The following is a 19,244-nucleotide window of genomic DNA, read 5'->3' as shown; positions in this document are numbered from 1 at the left end:
CGGGGTTTTGAAGTTTTTTTTCGAGAACGAACGATTTTGTTCGATCCACCGCATCGAACGGGCCAAGCGCGCGCAATACGCTCCAACTACACGTATCTAATTAGCGCTCGCGAGGGTTGTTTACGACATCACGTTCATATTTCACGGTCAAAATTATAGTTATGAATGCAAGAAATGAACGCTCTAGAAAACGCGGCTAAAATGTTGCCCCACTTGAAAAAATCATGATTTTGCCTTGCTCCGACTAATCTGACCGTTCATGATTTGTAGTCAGTCGGCAAGCCGGTCTGGGCGATCAGAGCTGCCATATTCGTCCCAACCCCGAGCGTCCTTGATTATTCGTCCAAAGACCAAAACTGTTAGGAACAGAAAGCAGCAATAAAACCAATGGCAATTGCAAGACCAACCACGCCCGGAACGAACCCGACCGGGAATCCATTTCTCGACAGCCTGATCTGGGGCTCATCCTGGGGCGGAAGCACGATTACCTTTTCCTTCGACAATGGAACTGTCGGCGACCGGAGCTTTACCAGCGCCATGAAAAGCGCCGTGCGCATGGCCTTCAATACGATCGAGAAGATCATCCCCGTCACCTTTCTGGAACGGCCGTTCCTGACCCCCGTCGGGCAAGTGGCCGAGGTGAATGTCATTTATGCCCTGACCAGCGTGGATACCTTGGGCGGCGCCGTCGGCTTTCACGAAGTACCTGGTGAGACACCGTATCTTGCCAATTATGGGCTGAACACACTGATCGGTGCCTTCGGGTTCGATTCGCCGATCTTCACGGCACCTGGCTTGAAGAAGGGAGGCGAAGGATTCGCGACCATTCTGCACGAGATCCTGCACGGGCTTGGCCTTGCGCATCCGCATGACAACGGCGGAGGATCGTCGACTTTTCCCGGCGTTACCGCAGCGTTCGATGACTATGGCAACCACGGCCAAAATCAGGGCATTTATACGATCATGTCCTACAATTCGGGGTATGCGGAAAAGCTGCCGTTGAAAAGCTATGCTTACGGTAGCACCGCTACGCCGATGGCTTTGGACATCGCTGCACTGCAGACGATCTATGGCACCACCGCGCACAAAAACGGCAACAACGTGTACGACCTGCGCGACGTGAACGGAGCCGGCACCTATTGGTCGTGCATCTGGGATACCGGCGGCGTCGACACGATCTCGGCTGCCGGTCTGAATCGGAACACCGTCATCAACCTGAATGATGCGGATCTTTCTGGCTCGGATGCCGGAGGTGTTCCGTCTTATGCCGGCGGAATTCGCGGCGGGTATACCATTGCAAACACGGTCGTGATCGAAAACGCGATCGGCGGCAACAGATCCGACCGAATTCTGGGCAACGAAGCCGCCAACCGCCTGGAAGGCCGAGCGGGTAATGACATTCTCTATGGACGGGGCGGCAGCGACGTTCTGCTCGGTTCGCACGGGAACGACACGCTGTCGGGAGACAATGGATCGGATCGCATGATCGGTGGGAACGGAAACGACAGTTTCGTGGCGAAGGTGGGCGACGGCGATGACGTGATCAACGGCGGCAACAACTCGGACTGGATCCGATTTGTCGGATCCGTTGGCGCAACCGTCAATCTGTCGAATTCGACGCGGCAGGATACCGGCTATGGCATGGATACGGTCGTAGATGTCGAGAACGCAAGTGGCACCGGGGTCGCCGATGACTTCACCGGGTCGGCCGGCGCCAACGTGCTGAATGGTGGCAGCGGAAACGACTCTCTGTCCGGGCTCGGCGGCAATGATCGGCTGAACGGCGGCAACCACAACGACACGCTGATCGGCGGCGGAGGACGCGACACGTTGAATGGCGGGAACGGCGCCGACGCGATCTTCGGTGGCGCCGGGTTGGACATCATGACCGGCGGCGCCGGAGCCGATACCTTCGTATTCCTGACCGCGCGGGAAAGTACCGCATCGACCCGTCGCACGGACAAGATCAAGGATTTCCGCTCCGGGCAGGACAAGATCGACCTGAGCGCAATCGATGCCAGCACAGTTTTCGACGGCGATGATGCGTTTGTCTTTCGGGGGCAAAAGCCGTTCGGCCTGTCGAACCAAGGCGAGGTCTATTTCGAGAAAGTCAACGCGCCCGGCAGCACAAATGATCGCACCTATGTCTATCTTGACACCGATGGCGACCGGGCGCCTGAAATGGTGATCGAACTGACGGGCTTGCACAATCTGACCGCAGGCGACTTTATTTTGTGATCGCACGCCGCACGGCAGAGGGCCAGTTTTGCCGCCCTTTGCCCTGCGGGAACATCAGTGGATGTGACGCCCTAAAGACCTGCCCGCGGCCACCGGTGACAGAGGGTCGGCCGCTTGAGGGCCCGACTCTTCTTACCTTTTATCCCCGCTCGGGAAGACCAGAAAATTTTTCCTCGAACCGGCTTGAAGCCGGTTCGCAGACACTGTAGAGAGCGATCCGACGGGTGATTAGCTCAGTGGTAGAGCGCTTCGTTCACATCGAAGATGTCAGGAGTTCGAATCTCTTATCACCCACCATTCTCTCTCTTTTTGTGAGACCATCTGCCTGAACCCTGCTAGCAGGCATGCGCCGCAATGGTTCGACACTGCCGTCGGTGAGCGGCATGAAAAAAAGGGCGGGATGAAACCCGCCCTTTCAAGATTTCTTGCGCTGTCCGGTCAGTGCGCCGTGGCGACCGGGGTGCCGCCATCAACGGCCTTGGCTGCTGCTGCCGCGGCCTCTTCGTCGGCCTCGTCCCATTCGATCGGCTCGGGTTTGCGCACCAGCGCACGTTCCAGAACCTCGGACACGTGCTTGACCGGGATGATCTCCAGCCCTTCCTTCACGTTGTTCGGGATATCGGCCAGATCCTTCTCGTTCTCTTCGGGAATCAGCACCGTCTTGATGCCACCCCTCAGAGCCGCGAGCAGTTTCTCCTTCAACCCGCCGATCGGCATAGCGTTGCCGCGCAGCGAAACCTCGCCGGTCATGGCGATATCCTTGCGGACCGGAATGCCGGTCAGGACCGACACGATCGAGGTCACCATCGCCAGGCCGGCGCTGGGGCCGTCCTTTGGCGTCGCGCCGTCAGGCACGTGCACGTGGATGTCGATCTTGTCGAACTGCGGCGGCTTTACACCGATCTCGGGCGCGATCGAGCGCACATAGGACGAAGCGGCGTCGATGGATTCCTTCATCACTTCGCCCAGCTTGCCCGTGGTCTTCATGCGGCCCTTGCCTGGCAGCTTCAGCGCCTCGATATGCAGCAGATCGCCGCCGACCGAGGTCCAGGCCAGACCGGTCACCACGCCCACCTGATCGTCCTGTTCAGCCAGACCATAGCGGTATTTGGGCACGCCCAGGAATTCGTGCAGGTTTTCGGCGGTCACGGTCACGGACTCGGATTCCTTCTTGATGATCCGGGTCAGCGCTTTGCGCGCCACCTTGGCGATTTCGCGTTCCAGGTTCCGCACGCCCGCCTCGCGGGTATAGAACCGGATGATCGCAGTCAGCGCCTCGTCCGTCAGTTCGAATTCCTTGGTCTTCAGGCCATGGTTCTTGACCTGCTTTGGGATCAGGTGGCGCTTGGCGATCTCGCGCTTTTCGTCCTCGGTATAGCCGGCCAGCGGAATGATCTCCATCCGGTCCAGCAGCGGCCCAGGCATGTTGTAGCTGTTGGACGTGGTCAGAAACATCACGTTCGACAGGTCATATTCGACCTCAAGGTAGTGGTCCATGAACGTGCTGTTCTGTTCCGGGTCCAGCACCTCGAGCATGGCCGAGGCCGGATCACCACGGAAGTCCTGCCCCATCTTGTCGATTTCATCGAGCAGGATGAGCGGGTTCGTGGTTTTCGCCTTTTTCAGCGCCTGGATGATCTTGCCGGGCATCGAGCCGATATAGGTCCGACGGTGGCCGCGGATCTCGGATTCGTCGCGCACCCCACCCAATGAGATGCGGATAAACTCGCGCCCCGTAGCCTTGGCGACCGATTTGCCCAGCGAGGTTTTACCCACGCCCGGAGGGCCGACAAGGCACATGATCGGGCCTTTCAGCTTCTTCGAACGTTGTTGCACCGCGAGATATTCGACGATCCGCTCCTTGACCTTTTCGAGGCCATAATGATCGGCGTCCAAGATCTCTTGCGCGCGGCTGAGGTCTTTCTTGACCCGCGACTTGGTGCCCCACGGCAGCGACAGCAACCAGTCGAGATAGTTCCGAACCACCGTCGCTTCGGCCGACATCGGGCTCATGTTGCGCAGCTTCTTGAGCTCGGCCTCAGCCTTTTCGCGGGCTTCCTTCGACAGCTTGGTCTCGGCGATCTTGGCTTCCAGTTCGGCGATCTCGTTCGCGCCGTCCTCGCCATCTCCCAACTCTTTCTGAATGGCCTTCATCTGCTCATTCAGGTAATACTCGCGCTGGGTCTTCTCCATCTGCGACTTGACGCGGGTCTTGATCTTCTTCTCGACTTGAAGAACCGACATCTCGCCCTGCATCAGGCCATAGACCTTCTCGAGCCGCTCGCTGATGCTGAGCGTTTCCAACAGGTCCTGTTTCTGTTCGACCTCGATGCCCAGATGGCCCGAAACCAGATCGGCCAGCTTGGCTGGGTCGGTGGTGTCGCTGACCGCGGTCAAGGCTTCTTCGGGGATGTTCTTGCGGACTTTGGCGTAACGCTCAAATTCATCCGAAACGGTGCGCACCAGTGCCTGGGTCGTGGTCACGTCGCCAGGAATTTCATTCAGGTACTCGGCGCGGGCTTCGAAGAACTCGACGTTGTCCACGAATTCGGTGATCCGCACTCGCGCCTGACCTTCGACCAGAACCTTTACGGTTCCGTCGGGCAGCTTCAACAGCTGCAGCACATTGGCCAGCACACCGGTGCGATAGATTCCATCCGTATCCGGATCATCGACCGCTGGGTCGATCTGGCTGGACAGCAAAATCTGCTTGTCGTCCTGCATCACCTCTTCCAGCGCGCGCACCGATTTTTCACGGCCCACGAACAGCGGCACGATCATGTGCGGAAACACAACGATGTCGCGCAGCGGCAGGACGGGGTATGAGGAATTAAGAGGCTCTTGCATGCTCTATCCTTATCATTGGCAAGATGACGCTGACCCCTGTCGCAGGCAGCTCTTGGCCATCTCCTTCATTCGACGATAAAGGTGGGGCGCGGATCGCCCGGTTTCAACCTTTTCGCCGTACCTGTCCGAACACAATGACCTGACGCTGACGCGACTGCAAGGCATCAGCTGAGGCCCGATGCAGTTTTGGTCGCACGTGCATCAGATCGTATCAGAGCGGCTCGATGTCGCCCTGCGCCCGTTGCGCGTGGAACTCCGCCTGCCAGGCTCCGAAGGTGCCGGCGGCGATGGCGTCCCGCATGCCCTGCATGATTTCCTGAAAATAGTGCAGGTTGTGCCAGGTCAGCAACATGCCCGAAATCATCTCGTTGGCGCGGAACACATGGTGCAGATAGGCACGCGAATAATTCGAGCAGGCCGGGCATGTACACTGTTCATCCAGCGGGCGCGGATCGTCGGCGTGGCGGGCATTCTTGATGTTTACCACGCCGCGGCGGGTGAACACCTGGCCCGTCCGCCCCGAGCGCGACGGCAGCACGCAATCCATCATGTCGATCCCGCGAGCCACGGCGCCCACGATGTCATCAGGCTTGCCCACGCCCATCAGATAGCGTGGTTTGTCGGTGGGCAGGAAATCGGGCGCATAATCCAGACAGCCGAACATGGCCTCCTGCCCTTCGCCCACGGCCAGGCCGCCAACGGCATAGCCGTCGAACCCGATGGCCTTCAGGGCTTCGGCGCTTTCCTCGCGCAGGTCCCGCTCCAACCCGCCCTGCATGATGCCGAACAGCGCGTGGCCGGGCCGATCGCCGAACGCCTCGCGGGACCGTTCGGCCCATCGCATCGACAGGCGCATCGACTCGGCGATCCGGTCGCGGTCGGCAGGCAAGGCGGGGCATTCGTCAAAGCACATGACGATGTCCGACCCCAGCAGGCGCTGGATCTCCATCGACCGCTCAGGTGTCAGCTCGTGCTTCGATCCGTCGATATGCGATTTGAAGGTCACGCCCTTTTCGGTGAGCTTGCGCAGGCCGGCCAGCGACATGACCTGAAACCCGCCCGAATCGGTCAGAATCGGCCGGTGCCAGTTCATGAACTTGTGCAGGCCGCCCAAACGGTCGATCCGTTCGGCCGTGGGCCGCAGCATCAGGTGATAGGTGTTGCCCAGCAGGATGTCGGCGCCGGTCGCCCGCACGCTTTCGGGCATCATAGCCTTGACCGTCGCGGCCGTGCCCACGGGCATGAAGGCCGGCGTGCGCACCTCGCCCCGCGGCGTGTGGATCACGCCGGTGCGGGCCTTGCCGTCGGTGGCCTTCAGTTCGAATGAAAAACGCTCGGTCATGTCATCGCCTCGGGTCGCTGAACCGGGCAGGCTTTGCCCGATCGACGCGCGCAATGCAACCCGTCAGGGCAATGCCGCAACCCTTTGCGTGAACAGATCGACGACCTGATCGCCGTTCACGTCGGTGCACACCAGTACCGGCGGCCGCGACGGTTCGGGCCGGGTCGCGCCCCGCGCCTCGCCATCCAGCGCGACCCGCAAACCGGTTTCGTGCAGGCTGAACATCGACCGGTGCGAACAGGCAATGACGGCGGTCGAGTCGTGTAGGCCGCAACCGTCCAACCCCGCCACCTCGCGGTAGAAGTTCAGGTAGAACCGGGAAATGTCGCGCAGGAACCCACCTGTTTCCGGGGCGCATTGGGCCAGCGTCTCGAAATCATCGGCGCGGTACAGCGTTTTCAGCGTGACATCTAACCCCACCAGAACCGTCGGCGCTGGGGTCGAGAACACCTCGTCCGCCGCCACCGGATCGTGAAAGATGTTGGCCTCGGCATGGGCATTGATGTTGCCGGGGCAGAACACTGCCCCGCCCATGATGACCAACTGCCCGATATTGCCCGCAAATTCCGGGTCTAGCCGCATCGCGTCGGCAATGTTGGTCAACGGCCCCACCGCGCAGACCGTCAGGTCCTTGCCGTGCCGGCGTGCCATCTCCACCAAGAATTCGGCAGCCGGCAGATCGTGGTTTTGCCCGATCTCGGGTATCTGGGTCAGGTCACCAAACCCCTCGTTGCCGTGAACGTGCCGCGATGGCACATGACCGTCGGCGCCACGCGCGACGCCGGCCCCCGAGGCAACCGGAACGTCCAACCCCAGCCGGTGCACAAGATAGCGGGCGTTGCGGCTGGATTGTTCCACATGCGTGTTGCCGAATACCGTGGTCAACCCCACCAGGTCGAATTCCGGCGCAGCGGCGGCATAGGCGATGGCCATCGCGTCGTCGATGCCCGGGTCGGTGTCGATGATCAGTTTCATCCCGCCCCGATAGCGCAATCAGTTGCGGATGCAAAGCAGTCACAGACCGGAATTTCAGCATTGCCCCGCGAATATCCAGCATGGGATTCCACTGCCGTTCCCGCCATACCAGAGTTGAAATCATGGGACTCAATCCCCAAATGTATACAATTGTACACAATAAAAGAGGACAGATATGACCGAAGACCAGATTATCGGACTGCTTTCATCCAACATCATTTACCTTCTGGCGGCCGTTCTGGTCGTCGTCGTCATCCTGAAGGGCATCAAGATCGTTCCGCAATCCGAAAAATATGTGGTCGAACGGTTCGGGCGCCTGCATTCGGTGCTGGGCCCCGGCATCAATTTCATCGTGCCATTCCTGGACGTAGCGCGCCACAAGATCTCGATTCTGGAACGCCAGCTTCCCAACGCCACGCAGGACGCCATCACCAAGGACAACGTTCTGGTGCAGATTGACACATCTGTCTTCTACCGCATTCTGGAACCCGAAAAGACCGTGTACCGCATCCGTGATGTCGATGGCGCCATCGCCACCACTGTGGCGGGCATCGTGCGCGCCGAGATCGGCAAGATGGATCTGGACGAGGTTCAGTCGAACCGCGCGCAGCTGATCGAACGTATCCAGGAAAGCGTGGAAACCGCCGTTGATGACTGGGGCATAGAGGTGACCCGGGCCGAAATTCTGGACGTGAACCTTGACCAGGCCACCCGCGACGCCATGCTGCAGCAGTTGAACGCCGAGCGCGCCCGTCGCGCCCAGGTGACCGAGGCCGAGGGCCAGAAGCGCGCCGTTGAGCTGCAGGCCGACGCCGAGCTTTATGCCGCCGAGCAGGCCGCCAAGGCGCGCCGTGTGCAGGCCGAAGCCGAGGCCTTTGCCACCGAGGTGGTCGCCAAAGCGATTCAGGCCAACGGTCTGGAAGCGGCCCAGTACCAGGTTGCCCTGAAACAGGTCGAAGCCCTGAACGCCCTGGGCAAAGGCAGTGGCAGCCAGACGATCGTGGTGCCCGCCAATGCGCTCGAGGCCTTCGGCAATGCCTTCAACATGTTGAAAGGGGGGAAATGATGGCTGACCCGTTCTGGCTGACCTGGTGGCTCTGGCTGGCGGCGGCGCTGGTTCTGGGCATCCTCGAAGTCGCCCTGCCCGGTTTCATCTTCCTAGGTTTCGCGATCGGCGCCGCCATCACGGGACTGCTTCTGGCGATCCCCGGCATTGCGCCGGGCCTGGCCGTGCTGCTGCTGATCTTTGCGGTGCTGTCGCTAATCGCGTGGCTGATCCTGCGGCGCATGTTCGCTCTGCCGCACGGACAGGTGAAGACCTTTGACAAGGATATCAACGAATGACCACGATGGCGCCCGTTTCCCGGGCGCCATCCGCCTCTGGACGCTGGCGGCGGCTTTCCCTATATAATCGCTCAGGTAACAACCCGAGGCATCCATGACCCACCCAAGCGAACAGTTGGAAGGCACCCCTTTGATCGCGCCTTCTACGGTCGAGCACCCTCTGTACGAGTCCGTGGTCGAGGCCTGCCGGACCGTCTATGACCCTGAAATTCCCGTGAACATCTATGATCTGGGTCTGATCTACACGATCGAGATCAGCGATGACAACGCGGTCAAGGTCATCATGACACTGACCGCTCCGGGGTGCCCCGTGGCGGGCGACATGCCGGGCTGGGTAGTCGAGGCGATCGAGCCGGTGGCCGGGGTCAAGGAGGTGGACGTCGAACTGACCTGGGAGCCGCCTTGGGGCATGGAAATGATGTCGGACGAGGCCCGCCTGGAATTGGGCTTCATGTAACGCCGCAAGTCCGGGGTCGTCCCGGCACCCGGCATCGCGATCGCTCTTTGCCAGCGCTCATTTCAGGTCACAGGTTGTCTTGATCTCGGCCGCACGGGCGTCCAATTTATCGACATCTTCGCCCGACAACATCTTCAGCCTTTTCTGCTCGGCCCCCGCGACCAACCCGAGCAAGGCGCCGGCCGGCGTGATGACCAGAATGCTTTAGACCTGCTGCGCCCGGGCATTTTTCCGTTCGACGGAAATGGCTCTCAGATCGCCCTCGGCGGTGGTGCAATCGATCGGATGCTTGGCCGGATCACCCATGGCCGGCGAGGCGGACAGGGCAGCGACCACGCCGCACAGGATCCGTTTGAATGAGGATCGTATCATTTCCAGGCCTCCTGTCCAAAAGCGGTGGCGCGATCACACCGAACCACCTTCAGCGTATAGGGATGCTCGCCACAGGCAATCTCGGTCATGGGCGAGGCGCGCCCGGCAGAAAAAGACACGAAACCACTGGGCCGGCTTGAGCCTTGCCCTCGGCCACCCTAGATTATGAACAACGCGCGAATACGGAGAGCATGATGTTTGGCATTCCCGGCAAGCAAGCCGTGACGATGACCCCGAAAGCGGCCGAGCAGATCGTTCGGCTGATGAAGTCGGGCGGCCATGCCGGCCTGCGCATCGGCGTCAAAAAGGGCGGATGCGCCGGCATGGAATACACAATGGAATATGTCGATCAGGCCGACCCGAATGACGAGGTCGTCGAACAGGACGGCGCCCGGGTAATGATTGCGCCCATGGCACAGATGTTCCTGTTCGGCACGGAAATCGACTATGAAACCTCGCTGCTGGAATCGGGGTTTAAATTCAAGAATCCTAACGTGGTCGATGCCTGCGGCTGCGGCGAATCGATCAAGTTCGACGAGTCGCTGGCCCAGCAGGGCTAAGGTTTCTGTTTCAGGTGCAGATAGGTTTCCTGAAAGCGCCGGGTCAGATGTTCCCCGGCGCTGATCGTCCGGCCTGAACCGGGCGGTGCGACATTTGTGTCGTAGGAGGGGTTGAAGAACAGCGGAACCGAGATCCGCTCGTCCCGGCCGCCCCTGACGCGGTGCATGGTGGCCTTGACGCGCCCGGCGGTCCAGAATTCCAGCATTTCCCCGAAATTGATGATGAAGGTGCCGGGGTCAGCCTGCACCGGTTGCCATTCGCCCCCGGGCATCTGAACCTCGAGCCCGGGCTGGCCGTCGGTGGCCAGAAGGGTCAGACAGCCATAGTCGCTATGCGCGGCGATTCCGAAATCCTTGATACCCGCCCAGTCCGGGCGCTGGGGGTAATAGTTGCCGCGCAGCAAGGCCATCGGCGTATCGAATGCTCGGTCGAAGCTGTTTTCATCCCGCCCCAGGGCGCAGGCAATGGCCCGAAGGATACGCATCGCCACGGCACAGGCGTCCGCGTAATAGGCTTGGATGACAGCGCGAAATTCGGGCGGCTGCGTGGGCCACAAGTTCGGCGCATAGACGCTCAGCCCCCGGCCCTGATACGGGTTTCCCGGCGGCAATTCGAACCCGCAATCGAACACTTCCTTGTAATCGGGGTTGGCGTCCGGGTCGACCTGCTCGGACCCGGGCGCGCCCCAGCCGCGGTTCGCGCCCGTCCGCGCCATGTCGACGGCCCGCTTGTCGGCGCGCGGCAGGTGAAAGAACACGCGGTAGGTCTCGATGACAGAACGCACGCGATCTGCGGTCAATCCGGTATTAGAGACGGTCAGAAACCCGACCCGCTGCGCAGCATCGGCAAGGCGCGTCAGGTCCTCGGGCGCGCGGTGGTCCAGTTTCGCAAGATCCAGGTCGTCAATCATCGGCATACAGGGCAAATTGGCCCCCGCAGAGTGGCGGCGAAACCGGTGCTCTGCAACCGGAATTGTCACGCCCGACCAGCGGTGCTAACTGGGATGCGACCATATTTGCATCAACGACCGCGGAGGACCCGACATGCGACGCAAGCTGGCGGCAGGCAACTGGAAGATGAACGGAACCGGGGCCGCGCTGTCCGAGTTGCAAACGCTGAAGCAAAGCCACCCCGCGCCCACGGTCGACATCCTGATCTGCCCACCGGCCACCCTGATCCACCGCGCGGCGCAGACGGTCGGGAGTGGCATCGCCATCGGCGGTCAGGACTGCCATGCCGAACGCTCTGGCGCGCATACGGGCGACATCAGCGCCGAGATGCTGAAGGACGCGGGTGCGACCCATGTAATACTGGGGCATTCCGAGCGGCGCGAGGACCATGGCGAGCAGGACGAGGACGTGCGCGCCAAGGCCCGCGCGGCCATGGATGCCGGACTGATCGCCATCATCTGCGTCGGCGAAAGCCTCGAGCAGCGCGAGGCAGCCAATACGCTGGACATCATCGGCGGGCAACTGTCGGGATCCGTGCCCGACCAGTCGACCGGCGAAAACCTGGTGATCGCCTACGAGCCGATCTGGGCCATCGGCACCGGCAAGGTCCCGACGCTTGACGAGATCGGCGAGGTTCACGACTTCATCCGCGCCCGGCTTGAACGGCGGTTCGGCGAGGGCGTGGGGCGGTCGGTACGGTTGCTGTACGGCGGCTCGGTAAAACCGGCCAATGCGGCCGAGATCTTCGGGGTGTCGAACGTGGATGGCGCGCTGGTCGGCGGGGCCAGCCTGAAGGCCCGCGATTTCTCGGGCATCATCTCGGCGCTCGAACAGGCCTGACCCGTCTACTGCCACATGGATGCCGGCCTGGCCGTGCGATCACCTGAAACCCGGGACCGGAACCATGAAAGTCTGTGTCATCTGCATGAAATGGGGCGATGTCTATGGCCCCGAGTACGTCAACCTGTTGTACCGGTCGGTTCAGGACAACCTGTCGATCGAGCATGACTTCATCTGCATTTCCGATGATTTCACGGGGCTCGAGCCCGGCATTAAACGGCAGCCCTTTTCCTTTCCCCAGTTGGACCGCCCGCTGTGGACGCATGGAAAATGGCCCAAGCTGCAGATGTTCGACCGCCGGATCGTCGGCCAGTACGATGCGGCGCTGTTTCTGGACCTCGACCTGCTGATCACCGGCGATCTCGATCCGCTGTTTCAGATCACGCTGGACAAGGGCGGGCTGTATCTGATGCCCAAATTCCGCGGCTTCGTCTGGCGGATGATTCCGGCTGGTGTCTGGGATCTTGTGCCGTGGCTGATGAACAAGGTCACCCGTGGCAATTCATCCGTGGTGGGCTTTGTCCCGTCCCAGCAATATCACCTGTTCGACGACTTCGACGGCGACACCCATCTGCCGAAATACGAAAACGACCAGAACTATATCTCGGCCCTAGCCTACAAGCGTCGGTGTTTCCCCAAGAACTGGTGCATCGGACTGATTCATCTGGTGCCCTACTGGCCGTTCGGCCTGGTCTACAAACCCTACCGAAACCTGCCCCGGCGCCCCAAGATCGTGATCTTCAATGGCCGGCCCAATCCCGATGAACTTGTCAACGATGACATCGGATCTTGGGGCGCACGGCGGCGGCGGGGCTACGGGGGCATCCGGTGGGTCGCGGACTATCTGGCGAAATACGGCGACCCGGCCTGAGGGACCCGAACCGGCGCACCGGTTCGGATCGGATCTTTTCCGCTAGTTCGTTATGATCTCGGGGCCCATGAAGGTGTTCGGTAACACCGTCGAGATCCACGGGATGTAGGTGACCATAATCAGGAACACGAACAGCACCGCCAAGAAGGGCAGCGCGGCGCGGACCACGCTCATCATCGGCATGCCTGCGACGCCCGAGGTGACGAACAGGTTCAGACCGACGGGCGGCGTAATCATCCCGATCTCCATGTTGACCACCATGATGATCCCTAGGTGAATCGGGTCGATGCCCAGTTCGATGGCGATCGGGAACACCAAGGGCGCCACGATGACCAGCAGCCCCGAGGGCTCCATAAACTGACCGCCGATCAGCAGGATCACGTTCACCACGATCAGGAAGGTCACCGGCCCCAGCCCCGCTGACAACATCGCGTTGGCGATATGCTGCGGCACCTGCTCGTCGGTCAGAACATGCTTGAGGATCAGTGCGTTGGCGATCACGAACAGCAGCGTCACCGTCAGCTTGCCGGCCTCGAACAACGTGTGCTTGGTGTCCGCATGGAAGAACGCGGTGATCAAGGCATGGGGCTTTTTCAGCAGCGACATATTCTGTTCGCCATCGGCCGTGCGTAGCGGTCCCATGTCCTTGTAGACGAAGCTGGCGATGAAGAAGGCGTAGACAGCCGCCACCGCCGCGGCCTCGGTCGGGGTAAAGATGCCGCCGTAGATACCGCCCAGGATAATGACGATCAGGAACAGACCCCAGGCCGCCTCGCGCGCCGATTCAAAGATCTCGCCCCAGCCTAGCCAGTCGCCCTTGGGCAGGTTCTTGACCTTGGCCATAACATAGATCGTCACCATCAGCATCAGTCCTGCCATCAGGCCCGGGATCACGCCGGCCAGGAACATCCGGCCCACCGACACTTCGACGGCGGCGGCATAGACGACCATCACGATCGACGGCGGGATCAGGATGCCCAGCGTACCCGCGTTGCAGATCACCCCCGCGGCGAATTCTTTCGAATAGCCCACCTGCCGCATCCCGGCGATCACGATCGACCCGATGGCAACCACTGTTGCGGGCGACGAACCCGACAAGGCCGCGAATAGCATACACGCAAACACGCCAGCAATCGCCAGACCGCCCGGCAGGTGTCCGACGCAGGCGATGGAAAAACGGATGATCCGCCGCGCCACCCCGCCCGTCGTCATGAAGGACGAGGCCAGGATAAAGAACGGGATCGCCAGCAGGGTGAAATGCCCCTCGAAAGCTTCGAACAGCGTTGCGGCGACCGAGGCCAGCGAGCTGTCGGAATAGATCAGCAGGAACAGGGTCGAGCTGAGGCCGAGCGCCACCGCGATCGGAACGCCGATCAGCAGCAGCCCCACGACCATCGAGAAAAGAAAGACAACGTCCATCAGTCATGCTCTCCCTGCTGGGCCCGGACTTCTTCGATTTCGTCCTCGACTTCGTGACTGGCTACAAGACGGTCGGTTTCACCGCGCCAGATCTGCACGCCCACCTGGGCGAAGCGGATCACCAACAGCAGCATGGAAACCGGCAGCACCAGATAAGGCACGACTTTGGGAAGTTTTTCGTAATGTTCGCCATAGTTTATGAGGTCTTCCAGGAAGCGCAGCGGCGCGACCATGGGAATGTCGTCGACCTCATAGAAACTCTGGCTGCGGGCCGAAAAGTCAAAGCCTGTGGGGAACCAGCGCCCCGAGGTCGGCGGCAGGTCGGCGAACACCGCCCAATAGTCGTAGGCCCCTTTCAGCATCAGCAGCGAGAAGATCAAACAGAAGCCAACGGATACCAGCGCCATGATCCGGCGCGGCCCAGGCGCCAGCATGTTCAGGATCGCATCCACACCCAGATGGGCGTGCTTCTTGACCGCGTACGACGCTCCCAACAGAACCAGCCATCCAAAGGCGAACACGGTCAGTTCCAGCGCCCACAGGATGTTGGAATTGAAGACGAAGCGCGCGATTACGTTGGCGAAGGTCACCACGGTCATCAAACCAAGCAACGCCGCGATCAGGGTTTCTTCGATATGGTCGACCAGCCCGGTCGGGCCGGATTTCGCACCAGACATCTTTCTGTCCCCACGTTTTTTTCATTGAGAGAATTAGTGGCGGGCCGTCGGGCCCGCCCTGCCCGTCCCTCGGCAACGCGCAGGTTGCCAAGGGGTCGGGCGCGGCCGGATCAGAACCCGGCGTTGATGGCCTGCGCCGCGTCGATCTTGTCCTGACCGACGTCGCCGGCGAACTTCTCCCAGACCGGCTTCATCGCGTCGACCCAGGCCTGACGCTGTTCTGGCGTCAGCTGGCGGATGGTGCCGCCGGCGTCGATGATCGCCTGCTTGGCCTGTTCGTTGACCGCGAACGACTCTTTGTTTCGCTGCTCGGTCACCTCGGCAAGGATCGTCAGGAACTGCTCACGCACGTCCGGTTCCAGGCTGTCAAGCCAGTCCACCGAGGTCACGACCAGATAGTCGATGATGCCGTGGTTGGTTTCGGTGGTGCCGTCCTGCACCTCGAAGAACTTCTTACCGTAGATGTTCGACCAGGTGTTCTCCTGCCCGTCGACAACGCCCTGCTGCAGAGCGCCATAGACTTCCGAGAAGGCCATTTTCTGCGGGCTGCCGCCGATGGCTTCCATCTGTGCCACCAGCACGTCAGACGACTGCACGCGGAATTTCAGTCCGTTTGCGTCACTGGGCAGCGTCAGCGGCTTATTGGCCGACATCTGCTTCATGCCGTTGTGCCAGAAGGCCAGGCCCTGCAGGCCGCGGCGCTGCATGCTGTCCTTCATCGCCTGACCGGCCTCGGAGGCCTGGAAGGCATCCACCGCGTCGATGTTCTTAAACATGAACGGCAGGTCGAACAGGCGGAACTGCTTGGTGAACTTCTCGAATTTCGACAGCGAGGGCGCGGCTAGTTGCACGTCACCCTGCAGCATCGCCTCCAGCACCTTGTCGTCGTTGTAGAGCGTAGAGTTCGGATAGACCTCCATGCACATCTTGCCGTTCATTTCCTCGTTCACGCGCTTTTCCAGCAGAGAGGCGGCGATGCCCTTGGGGTGCTTGTCGGTGTTGGTCACATGCGCGAATTTGACGACGATCTCGCCCTCATCGCACTGGGCGAAGCCGGCCGTAGCGGTCACGGACAGGGCCAGAGCGGTCGCAGCTGTTGCAAGGAATTTCATGTTGGTGTCCTCCCAGACGTTTTGAAACCTCCGTTGGCGCCGACCAAGGCGCCAGATGCGAAGAAGTGAAGCGAATCGGAGGTAGCCAATCAACGTTTCGGAGATTTTGCGCGAATTTTGATTTTTTCTGTTTATTATCTAATTGTTAAAAAGCGTATTCAACATGCTTGTCTGACCGCCAGGGGCGCGATGTGCGAAAATCCGCACACCAAGGTGGCCACCCGTGCGAAAAACCGCACACCTGTCGAATCGCCTGCGAATCGCCAACAGCCTAGCGGCGATAGTCCTCCGGGCGGATGCCATAGCGCGCCAGCTTGTCATAGAAGGTTTTGCGCGGCAGCTTCAGCGACCGAGCAGCCTCCGAGGCCTTGCCGTTGTGCCGCCCCAGCGCTGCGATCAAGAGCGACCGCTCGACCCGGGCCATCTGCTCGGCCAGTCCCAGATCGGCCGCCGTCGCCACCTCCTCCGGCATACCCAGGACAAAGCGCATGGCCGCCGACATCAGCGACCGGGCGTTGCCCGGCCAGTCGCGCGCCATCAGGCTGGCCAGGTGTTCGGGCGTGACCTCGGGCGCGGCGATCCCGGCCTGTTCTGCCGCCTGAGCCACATAGTGGCGAAAGATCACGGGGATGTCTTCGGGGCGTTCCGCCAAGGACGGCACCCGAACCCGCATCACGTCCAGCCGATAGAACAGATCGGCGTTGAACTGACCCTCGGCCACCAGCGCGGCAAGATCCGCGGTCGTGCCGGCGATGATGCGCACCCCTGCGCCCGCCTCTATCAGGTCGAGCGTGGCGTATTGTGTGGCCTCGGGCATCGCCGACACCTCGTCCAGAAACAGAGAGCCACCAGCCGCATCCCCAGCCACCTGACGCAGATCCTGCGCCGTCAGCCCGGCCGCCGGGCGCTTGACGAACGGTCCCTGCGCCCGCGGCGACATCAGGTGGACCACCTCGGCGACCTTCGAGATGCCGCTACCCGGCGGACCGGTCACCAGAACCTCGGCTTGGGTCGGGGCCACGCTGCGCACGCGGGCGCGCAGGTCCTCGGCCTGGGGGGAGTGTCCGAACAGCAGCCGCGCGGCCGGGTCGCCCTTTTCCAACTCGCGTTTTGCCCGGCGTTCGGCCAGCACCTCGGCCCGGTTGGCGAAGGCCCGATCGAGCACTGCCAACAGATCCGCGGCCGCGCAGGGTTTTTCAAGAAAGTCGAAAGCTCCCCGCCCCATGGCCTGCACCGCCATGGGTATGTCGCCCTCGCCCGTCAGCAGGATTACCGGCAGGTCGGGATCGACCGACCGGGCATACGACAGCAGATGAAACCCGTCGCGCCCCGGCATGCGGATGTCTGACAGGATCACGCCGGGAAAGCCGGCGTGGATATGATCCTTGGCGGCCACGAACGACCCCGCCGGAATGACCGTCAGTTCGGCCAGTTCCAGCGTCTGGGCCAGGGCCTCGCGCACGGCGGCGTCATCATCTACCAGCAGGACCGAGCGGATCATGCGGCGACTTCCTTTTCGAACGGTTCCAGTTCGACGGTGAATACGGCACCATCCTCCGTGTTGGCGCCGCGTATTTCGCCGCCGAAGCTTTGCACCAGACCGTACGAGATGGACAGGCCCAACCCCATGCCCTCGGACGAGCCGACCGTCTTGGTGGTATAGAACGGCTCGAACACGCGGTCGGGGTCGGCGATGCCGGGACCGGTGTCGCGGATGCCGACCCGGATGCGCTCGGCCCGGTCAAGGGTGATGGTCAGCTGCCGCCGGTCGCGGCCCTCCATGGCGTCTGCGGCATTGTTGATGAGATTCACGAAAACCTGCACCAGCCGCACCTCGCCGCCCCAGGCCGGAACGGGTGTATTGGGCGGTTGCCAGTCCACGGCGATGCCATCGGATTTCAGGCGGCTTTCGGTCAGTTCGACGGCGGTGTTCAGCACTTGCACCAGATCGACCTTGCCCATCGGCTCGCTCTCATTGCGCGCAAAGGCCCGCAAGTTCTTGATGATACGCGCCATCCGCGCGGCCATGTCCGAGATACGACCCAGGTTTTCGCGCGCTTTTTCGGTGTTGTCCCGAGCCAGAAAGGCGGCGCCGTTGTCGGCGAATTGGCGGATTGCCATCAGCGGCTGATTCAATTCGTGGCTGATGCCGGCCGACATCTTGCCAAGTGCGCTGAGCTTGCCCGCCTGGACCAGATCAGCCTGCGCGCGTTTCAGCGCGGCTTCGGCCTCCTGCCGTTCGGCCACCTCTCGGCGCAGGGCGGCGTTCGCGGCCGTCAGCGCGCGGGTGCGCTGGGCCACGCGGCTTTCCAGGACCGCGTTGGCCTGCGCCAGGGTGCGCCGACGTTCAGTGGCCAGAAATAGCAAGGCCCCGAAGGCCATGCAGATCGCCGCGACCGCCGCCGCCTGCAAGGCGGCAAGCCGGCGGGCCGGTGCGACATCCATCAGCACTTCTCCGGTCATGCCGATCACAGGCAGATCCCGGGTCAGGTGCAAGGCCCGCCGGGGCAGATACGGGCCCCAGCCGATGGTCCACACTTCATGCGGACCGATCCGGGTGGACCGGAAATCCCCCGCCGGCTGACCGGGTGGCCGCAGGCCCACCTCGCCGGGTGGTCGGGACCAGAACAGCAGCTCGGACCGGTTGGTGATGAAGACCTGCCCCGACCGGTCGACGAAGAATACCGCCTCGGTGCTGCCGCGCCAGGTGCGTTCAACATCTTCGACATCGGCAATCACCATCAACACGCCTCTGACCCGTCCGTCGGGCGCAAAGGACGGCGCGGCGTAGGAATAGATCCGGTTCCCAGTTTCCCCCAGCACGCCATGCGCGCTGCCCAGGGCGCCCTGCATCGCGCGCCGAAACGCCGAGAGGCCGGCCACGTTGCCGCCCACCACGTCCAGCGCCGCGGCCAGCACGCGACCCGAAGTATCCGCAAAAATCACATCCACCGCCGAGGACTTGTCGGCGACCTCCAGCAACAGCGTCCGGGCTGCGGCCCGGTCGGCCTCGGTCTCCAGGTTGCGCAACGCCGGATGCTCGGCCATCAGAACCGCCAGCTCCTGATACACCTGCAACTGCGAGCTCAGCCGGTCCGAAGCCAGTTCCAGATCGGCCTGTGCCTTTTCGCTCAGTTGAAACAGGGCCTGACGATAGCCGTAAGACCACACCCCGGCCGCCAACAGCGCGACCGCCAACAGAAAACCGACCGGAACAAGAAGCCTTTGCATGTTACAGG

The 19,244-nt window shown here is 61.7% G+C and carries 17 protein-coding genes and 1 tRNA gene; 8 read left to right on the top strand and 10 right to left on the bottom strand.

What is annotated here, in order from left to right:
• Positions 1-537: 537 nt before the first annotated feature.
• Both AC2FMN_RS11395 and AC2FMN_RS11390 read left to right on the top strand, forming a co-directional pair.
• The gene (locus AC2FMN_RS11395; protein ID WP_496688271.1) at positions 538-2,238 is read left to right on the top strand and encodes a M10 family metallopeptidase C-terminal domain-containing protein; all 1,701 of its coding nucleotides are present in this window, start codon (positions 538-540) and stop codon (positions 2,236-2,238) included.
• A 222-nt stretch (positions 2,239-2,460) separates the two neighbouring features.
• A tRNA-Val gene (locus AC2FMN_RS11390) sits at positions 2,461-2,535 on the top strand.
• Positions 2,536-2,676: 141 nt separating this feature from the next.
• Here the strand turns inward: AC2FMN_RS11390 and lon are convergent.
• From lon to AC2FMN_RS11375, 3 genes are all read right to left on the bottom strand, one after another.
• Positions 2,677-5,085: an endopeptidase La gene (gene lon, locus AC2FMN_RS11385; RefSeq protein WP_496679814.1), complete on the bottom strand. Its 2,409-nt coding sequence runs from the start codon at positions 5,083-5,085 to the stop codon at positions 2,677-2,679.
• A 211-nt stretch (positions 5,086-5,296) separates the two neighbouring features.
• Positions 5,297-6,427, bottom strand: coding sequence for a tRNA guanosine(34) transglycosylase Tgt (tgt, locus tag AC2FMN_RS11380; protein ID WP_496688270.1), 1,131 nt, complete (start codon positions 6,425-6,427; stop codon positions 5,297-5,299).
• A gap of 63 nt (positions 6,428-6,490) precedes the next feature.
• Positions 6,491-7,402, bottom strand: coding sequence for a nucleoside hydrolase (locus tag AC2FMN_RS11375; protein ID WP_496688269.1), 912 nt, complete (start codon positions 7,400-7,402; stop codon positions 6,491-6,493).
• Positions 7,403-7,577: 175 nt separating this feature from the next.
• Between AC2FMN_RS11375 and AC2FMN_RS11370 the strand changes: the two genes are divergently transcribed.
• The 3 genes from AC2FMN_RS11370 (at position 7,578) to AC2FMN_RS11360 (ending at position 9,203) form a co-directional block, all read left to right on the top strand.
• Complete coding sequence (locus AC2FMN_RS11370; RefSeq protein WP_496679807.1) at positions 7,578-8,468, top strand: SPFH domain-containing protein; 891 nt, start codon at positions 7,578-7,580, stop codon at positions 8,466-8,468.
• Complete coding sequence (locus AC2FMN_RS11365; RefSeq protein WP_496688267.1) at positions 8,468-8,746, top strand: NfeD family protein; 279 nt, start codon at positions 8,468-8,470, stop codon at positions 8,744-8,746. Before AC2FMN_RS11370 ends, AC2FMN_RS11365 begins: the two co-directional genes overlap by 1 nt.
• A 94-nt stretch (positions 8,747-8,840) precedes the next feature.
• On the top strand, positions 8,841-9,203 hold the full coding sequence (locus tag AC2FMN_RS11360; protein WP_005983465.1) for an SUF system Fe-S cluster assembly protein: 363 nt from the start codon (positions 8,841-8,843) through the stop codon (positions 9,201-9,203).
• A 204-nt stretch (positions 9,204-9,407) separates the two neighbouring features.
• Here AC2FMN_RS11360 and AC2FMN_RS11355 read toward each other — a convergent pair whose 3' ends face one another.
• Positions 9,408-9,575, bottom strand: a complete 168-nt coding sequence (locus tag AC2FMN_RS11355; RefSeq protein WP_496688266.1) for a hypothetical protein — start codon at positions 9,573-9,575, stop codon at positions 9,408-9,410.
• A gap of 194 nt (positions 9,576-9,769) precedes the next feature.
• Between AC2FMN_RS11355 and AC2FMN_RS11350 the strand changes: the two genes are divergently transcribed.
• Entirely contained in the window at positions 9,770-10,135 is a 366-nt protein-coding gene (locus AC2FMN_RS11350; protein WP_149775221.1) for a HesB/IscA family protein, read from the top strand.
• On the opposite strand, the gene AC2FMN_RS11345 is transcribed toward AC2FMN_RS11350, so the two are convergent.
• Complete coding sequence (locus tag AC2FMN_RS11345) at positions 10,132-11,046, bottom strand: isopenicillin N synthase family dioxygenase (protein ID WP_496688363.1); 915 nt, start codon at positions 11,044-11,046, stop codon at positions 10,132-10,134. The two genes, AC2FMN_RS11350 and AC2FMN_RS11345, sit on opposite strands and share 4 nt — an antisense overlap.
• A gap of 133 nt (positions 11,047-11,179) precedes the next feature.
• Here AC2FMN_RS11345 and tpiA point away from each other — a divergent pair, with 133 nt between their 5' ends.
• Both tpiA and AC2FMN_RS11335 read left to right on the top strand, forming a co-directional pair.
• The gene (gene tpiA, locus AC2FMN_RS11340) at positions 11,180-11,926 is read left to right on the top strand and encodes a triose-phosphate isomerase (protein WP_496688264.1); all 747 of its coding nucleotides are present in this window, start codon (positions 11,180-11,182) and stop codon (positions 11,924-11,926) included.
• 64 nt (positions 11,927-11,990) lie between these two features.
• Complete coding sequence (locus AC2FMN_RS11335) at positions 11,991-12,797, top strand: hypothetical protein (protein WP_496688262.1); 807 nt, start codon at positions 11,991-11,993, stop codon at positions 12,795-12,797.
• Between the two features lie 42 nt (positions 12,798-12,839).
• On the opposite strand, the gene AC2FMN_RS11330 is transcribed toward AC2FMN_RS11335, so the two are convergent.
• The 5 genes from AC2FMN_RS11330 to AC2FMN_RS11310 all read right to left on the bottom strand — a co-directional run bounded on the left by AC2FMN_RS11330 (position 12,840) and on the right by AC2FMN_RS11310 (position 19,236).
• Entirely contained in the window at positions 12,840-14,216 is a 1,377-nt protein-coding gene (locus tag AC2FMN_RS11330) for a TRAP transporter large permease (protein ID WP_496688260.1), read from the bottom strand.
• On the bottom strand, positions 14,216-14,893 hold the full coding sequence (locus tag AC2FMN_RS11325; RefSeq protein ID WP_496679794.1) for a TRAP transporter small permease: 678 nt from the start codon (positions 14,891-14,893) through the stop codon (positions 14,216-14,218). The genes AC2FMN_RS11330 and AC2FMN_RS11325 overlap by 1 nt, the downstream gene beginning before the upstream one ends.
• Positions 14,894-15,003: 110 nt before the next feature.
• Positions 15,004-16,005, bottom strand: coding sequence for a DctP family TRAP transporter solute-binding subunit (locus AC2FMN_RS11320; protein ID WP_496679791.1), 1,002 nt, complete (start codon positions 16,003-16,005; stop codon positions 15,004-15,006).
• 271 nt (positions 16,006-16,276) lie between these two features.
• Positions 16,277-17,506 carry a sigma-54-dependent transcriptional regulator gene (locus AC2FMN_RS11315; RefSeq protein ID WP_496688258.1) on the bottom strand — a complete coding sequence of 410 codons (1,230 nt, stop codon included), beginning with the start codon at positions 17,504-17,506 and terminating at the stop codon, positions 16,277-16,279.
• Positions 17,503-19,236: a sensor histidine kinase gene (locus AC2FMN_RS11310; RefSeq protein WP_496688256.1), complete on the bottom strand. Its 1,734-nt coding sequence runs from the start codon at positions 19,234-19,236 to the stop codon at positions 17,503-17,505. The genes AC2FMN_RS11315 and AC2FMN_RS11310 overlap by 4 nt, the downstream gene beginning before the upstream one ends.
• Positions 19,237-19,244 lie beyond the last annotated feature (8 nt).

This window comes from Ruegeria sp. BHSC037, assembly GCF_059613045.1.
Note: the sequence above shows the minus strand (reverse complement) of the source record. Positions and strands in the feature narration are given on the sequence as shown.

Bases quoted from the DNA above. Each gene is read 5' to 3' on its own strand.
- AC2FMN_RS11325 (WP_496679794.1), bottom strand. From the start codon at position 14,893: ATGTCTGGTGCGAAATCCGGCCCGACCGGGCTGGTCGACCATATCGAA.
- AC2FMN_RS11375 (WP_496688269.1), bottom strand. From the start codon at position 7,402: ATGAAACTGATCATCGACACCGACCCGGGCATCGACGACGCGATGGCC.
- lon (WP_496679814.1), bottom strand. From the start codon at position 5,085: ATGCAAGAGCCTCTTAATTCCTCATACCCCGTCCTGCCGCTGCGCGAC.
- AC2FMN_RS11360 (WP_005983465.1), top strand. From the start codon at position 8,841: ATGACCCACCCAAGCGAACAGTTGGAAGGCACCCCTTTGATCGCGCCT.
- AC2FMN_RS11330 (WP_496688260.1), bottom strand. From the start codon at position 14,216: ATGGACGTTGTCTTTCTTTTCTCGATGGTCGTGGGGCTGCTGCTGATC.
- AC2FMN_RS11315 (WP_496688258.1), bottom strand. From the start codon at position 17,506: ATGATCCGCTCGGTCCTGCTGGTAGATGATGACGCCGCCGTGCGCGAG.
- tpiA (WP_496688264.1), top strand. From the start codon at position 11,180: ATGCGACGCAAGCTGGCGGCAGGCAACTGGAAGATGAACGGAACCGGG.
- AC2FMN_RS11355 (WP_496688266.1), bottom strand. From the start codon at position 9,575: ATGATACGATCCTCATTCAAACGGATCCTGTGCGGCGTGGTCGCTGCC.
- AC2FMN_RS11320 (WP_496679791.1), bottom strand. From the start codon at position 16,005: ATGAAATTCCTTGCAACAGCTGCGACCGCTCTGGCCCTGTCCGTGACC.
- AC2FMN_RS11310 (WP_496688256.1), bottom strand. From the start codon at position 19,236: ATGCAAAGGCTTCTTGTTCCGGTCGGTTTTCTGTTGGCGGTCGCGCTG.
- AC2FMN_RS11345 (WP_496688363.1), bottom strand. From the start codon at position 11,046: ATGATTGACGACCTGGATCTTGCGAAACTGGACCACCGCGCGCCCGAG.
- AC2FMN_RS11365 (WP_496688267.1), top strand. From the start codon at position 8,468: ATGGCTGACCCGTTCTGGCTGACCTGGTGGCTCTGGCTGGCGGCGGCG.
- AC2FMN_RS11395 (WP_496688271.1), top strand. From the start codon at position 538: ATGAAAAGCGCCGTGCGCATGGCCTTCAATACGATCGAGAAGATCATC.
- AC2FMN_RS11335 (WP_496688262.1), top strand. From the start codon at position 11,991: ATGAAAGTCTGTGTCATCTGCATGAAATGGGGCGATGTCTATGGCCCC.
- AC2FMN_RS11350 (WP_149775221.1), top strand. From the start codon at position 9,770: ATGTTTGGCATTCCCGGCAAGCAAGCCGTGACGATGACCCCGAAAGCG.
- tgt (WP_496688270.1), bottom strand. From the start codon at position 6,427: ATGACCGAGCGTTTTTCATTCGAACTGAAGGCCACCGACGGCAAGGCC.
- AC2FMN_RS11370 (WP_496679807.1), top strand. From the start codon at position 7,578: ATGACCGAAGACCAGATTATCGGACTGCTTTCATCCAACATCATTTAC.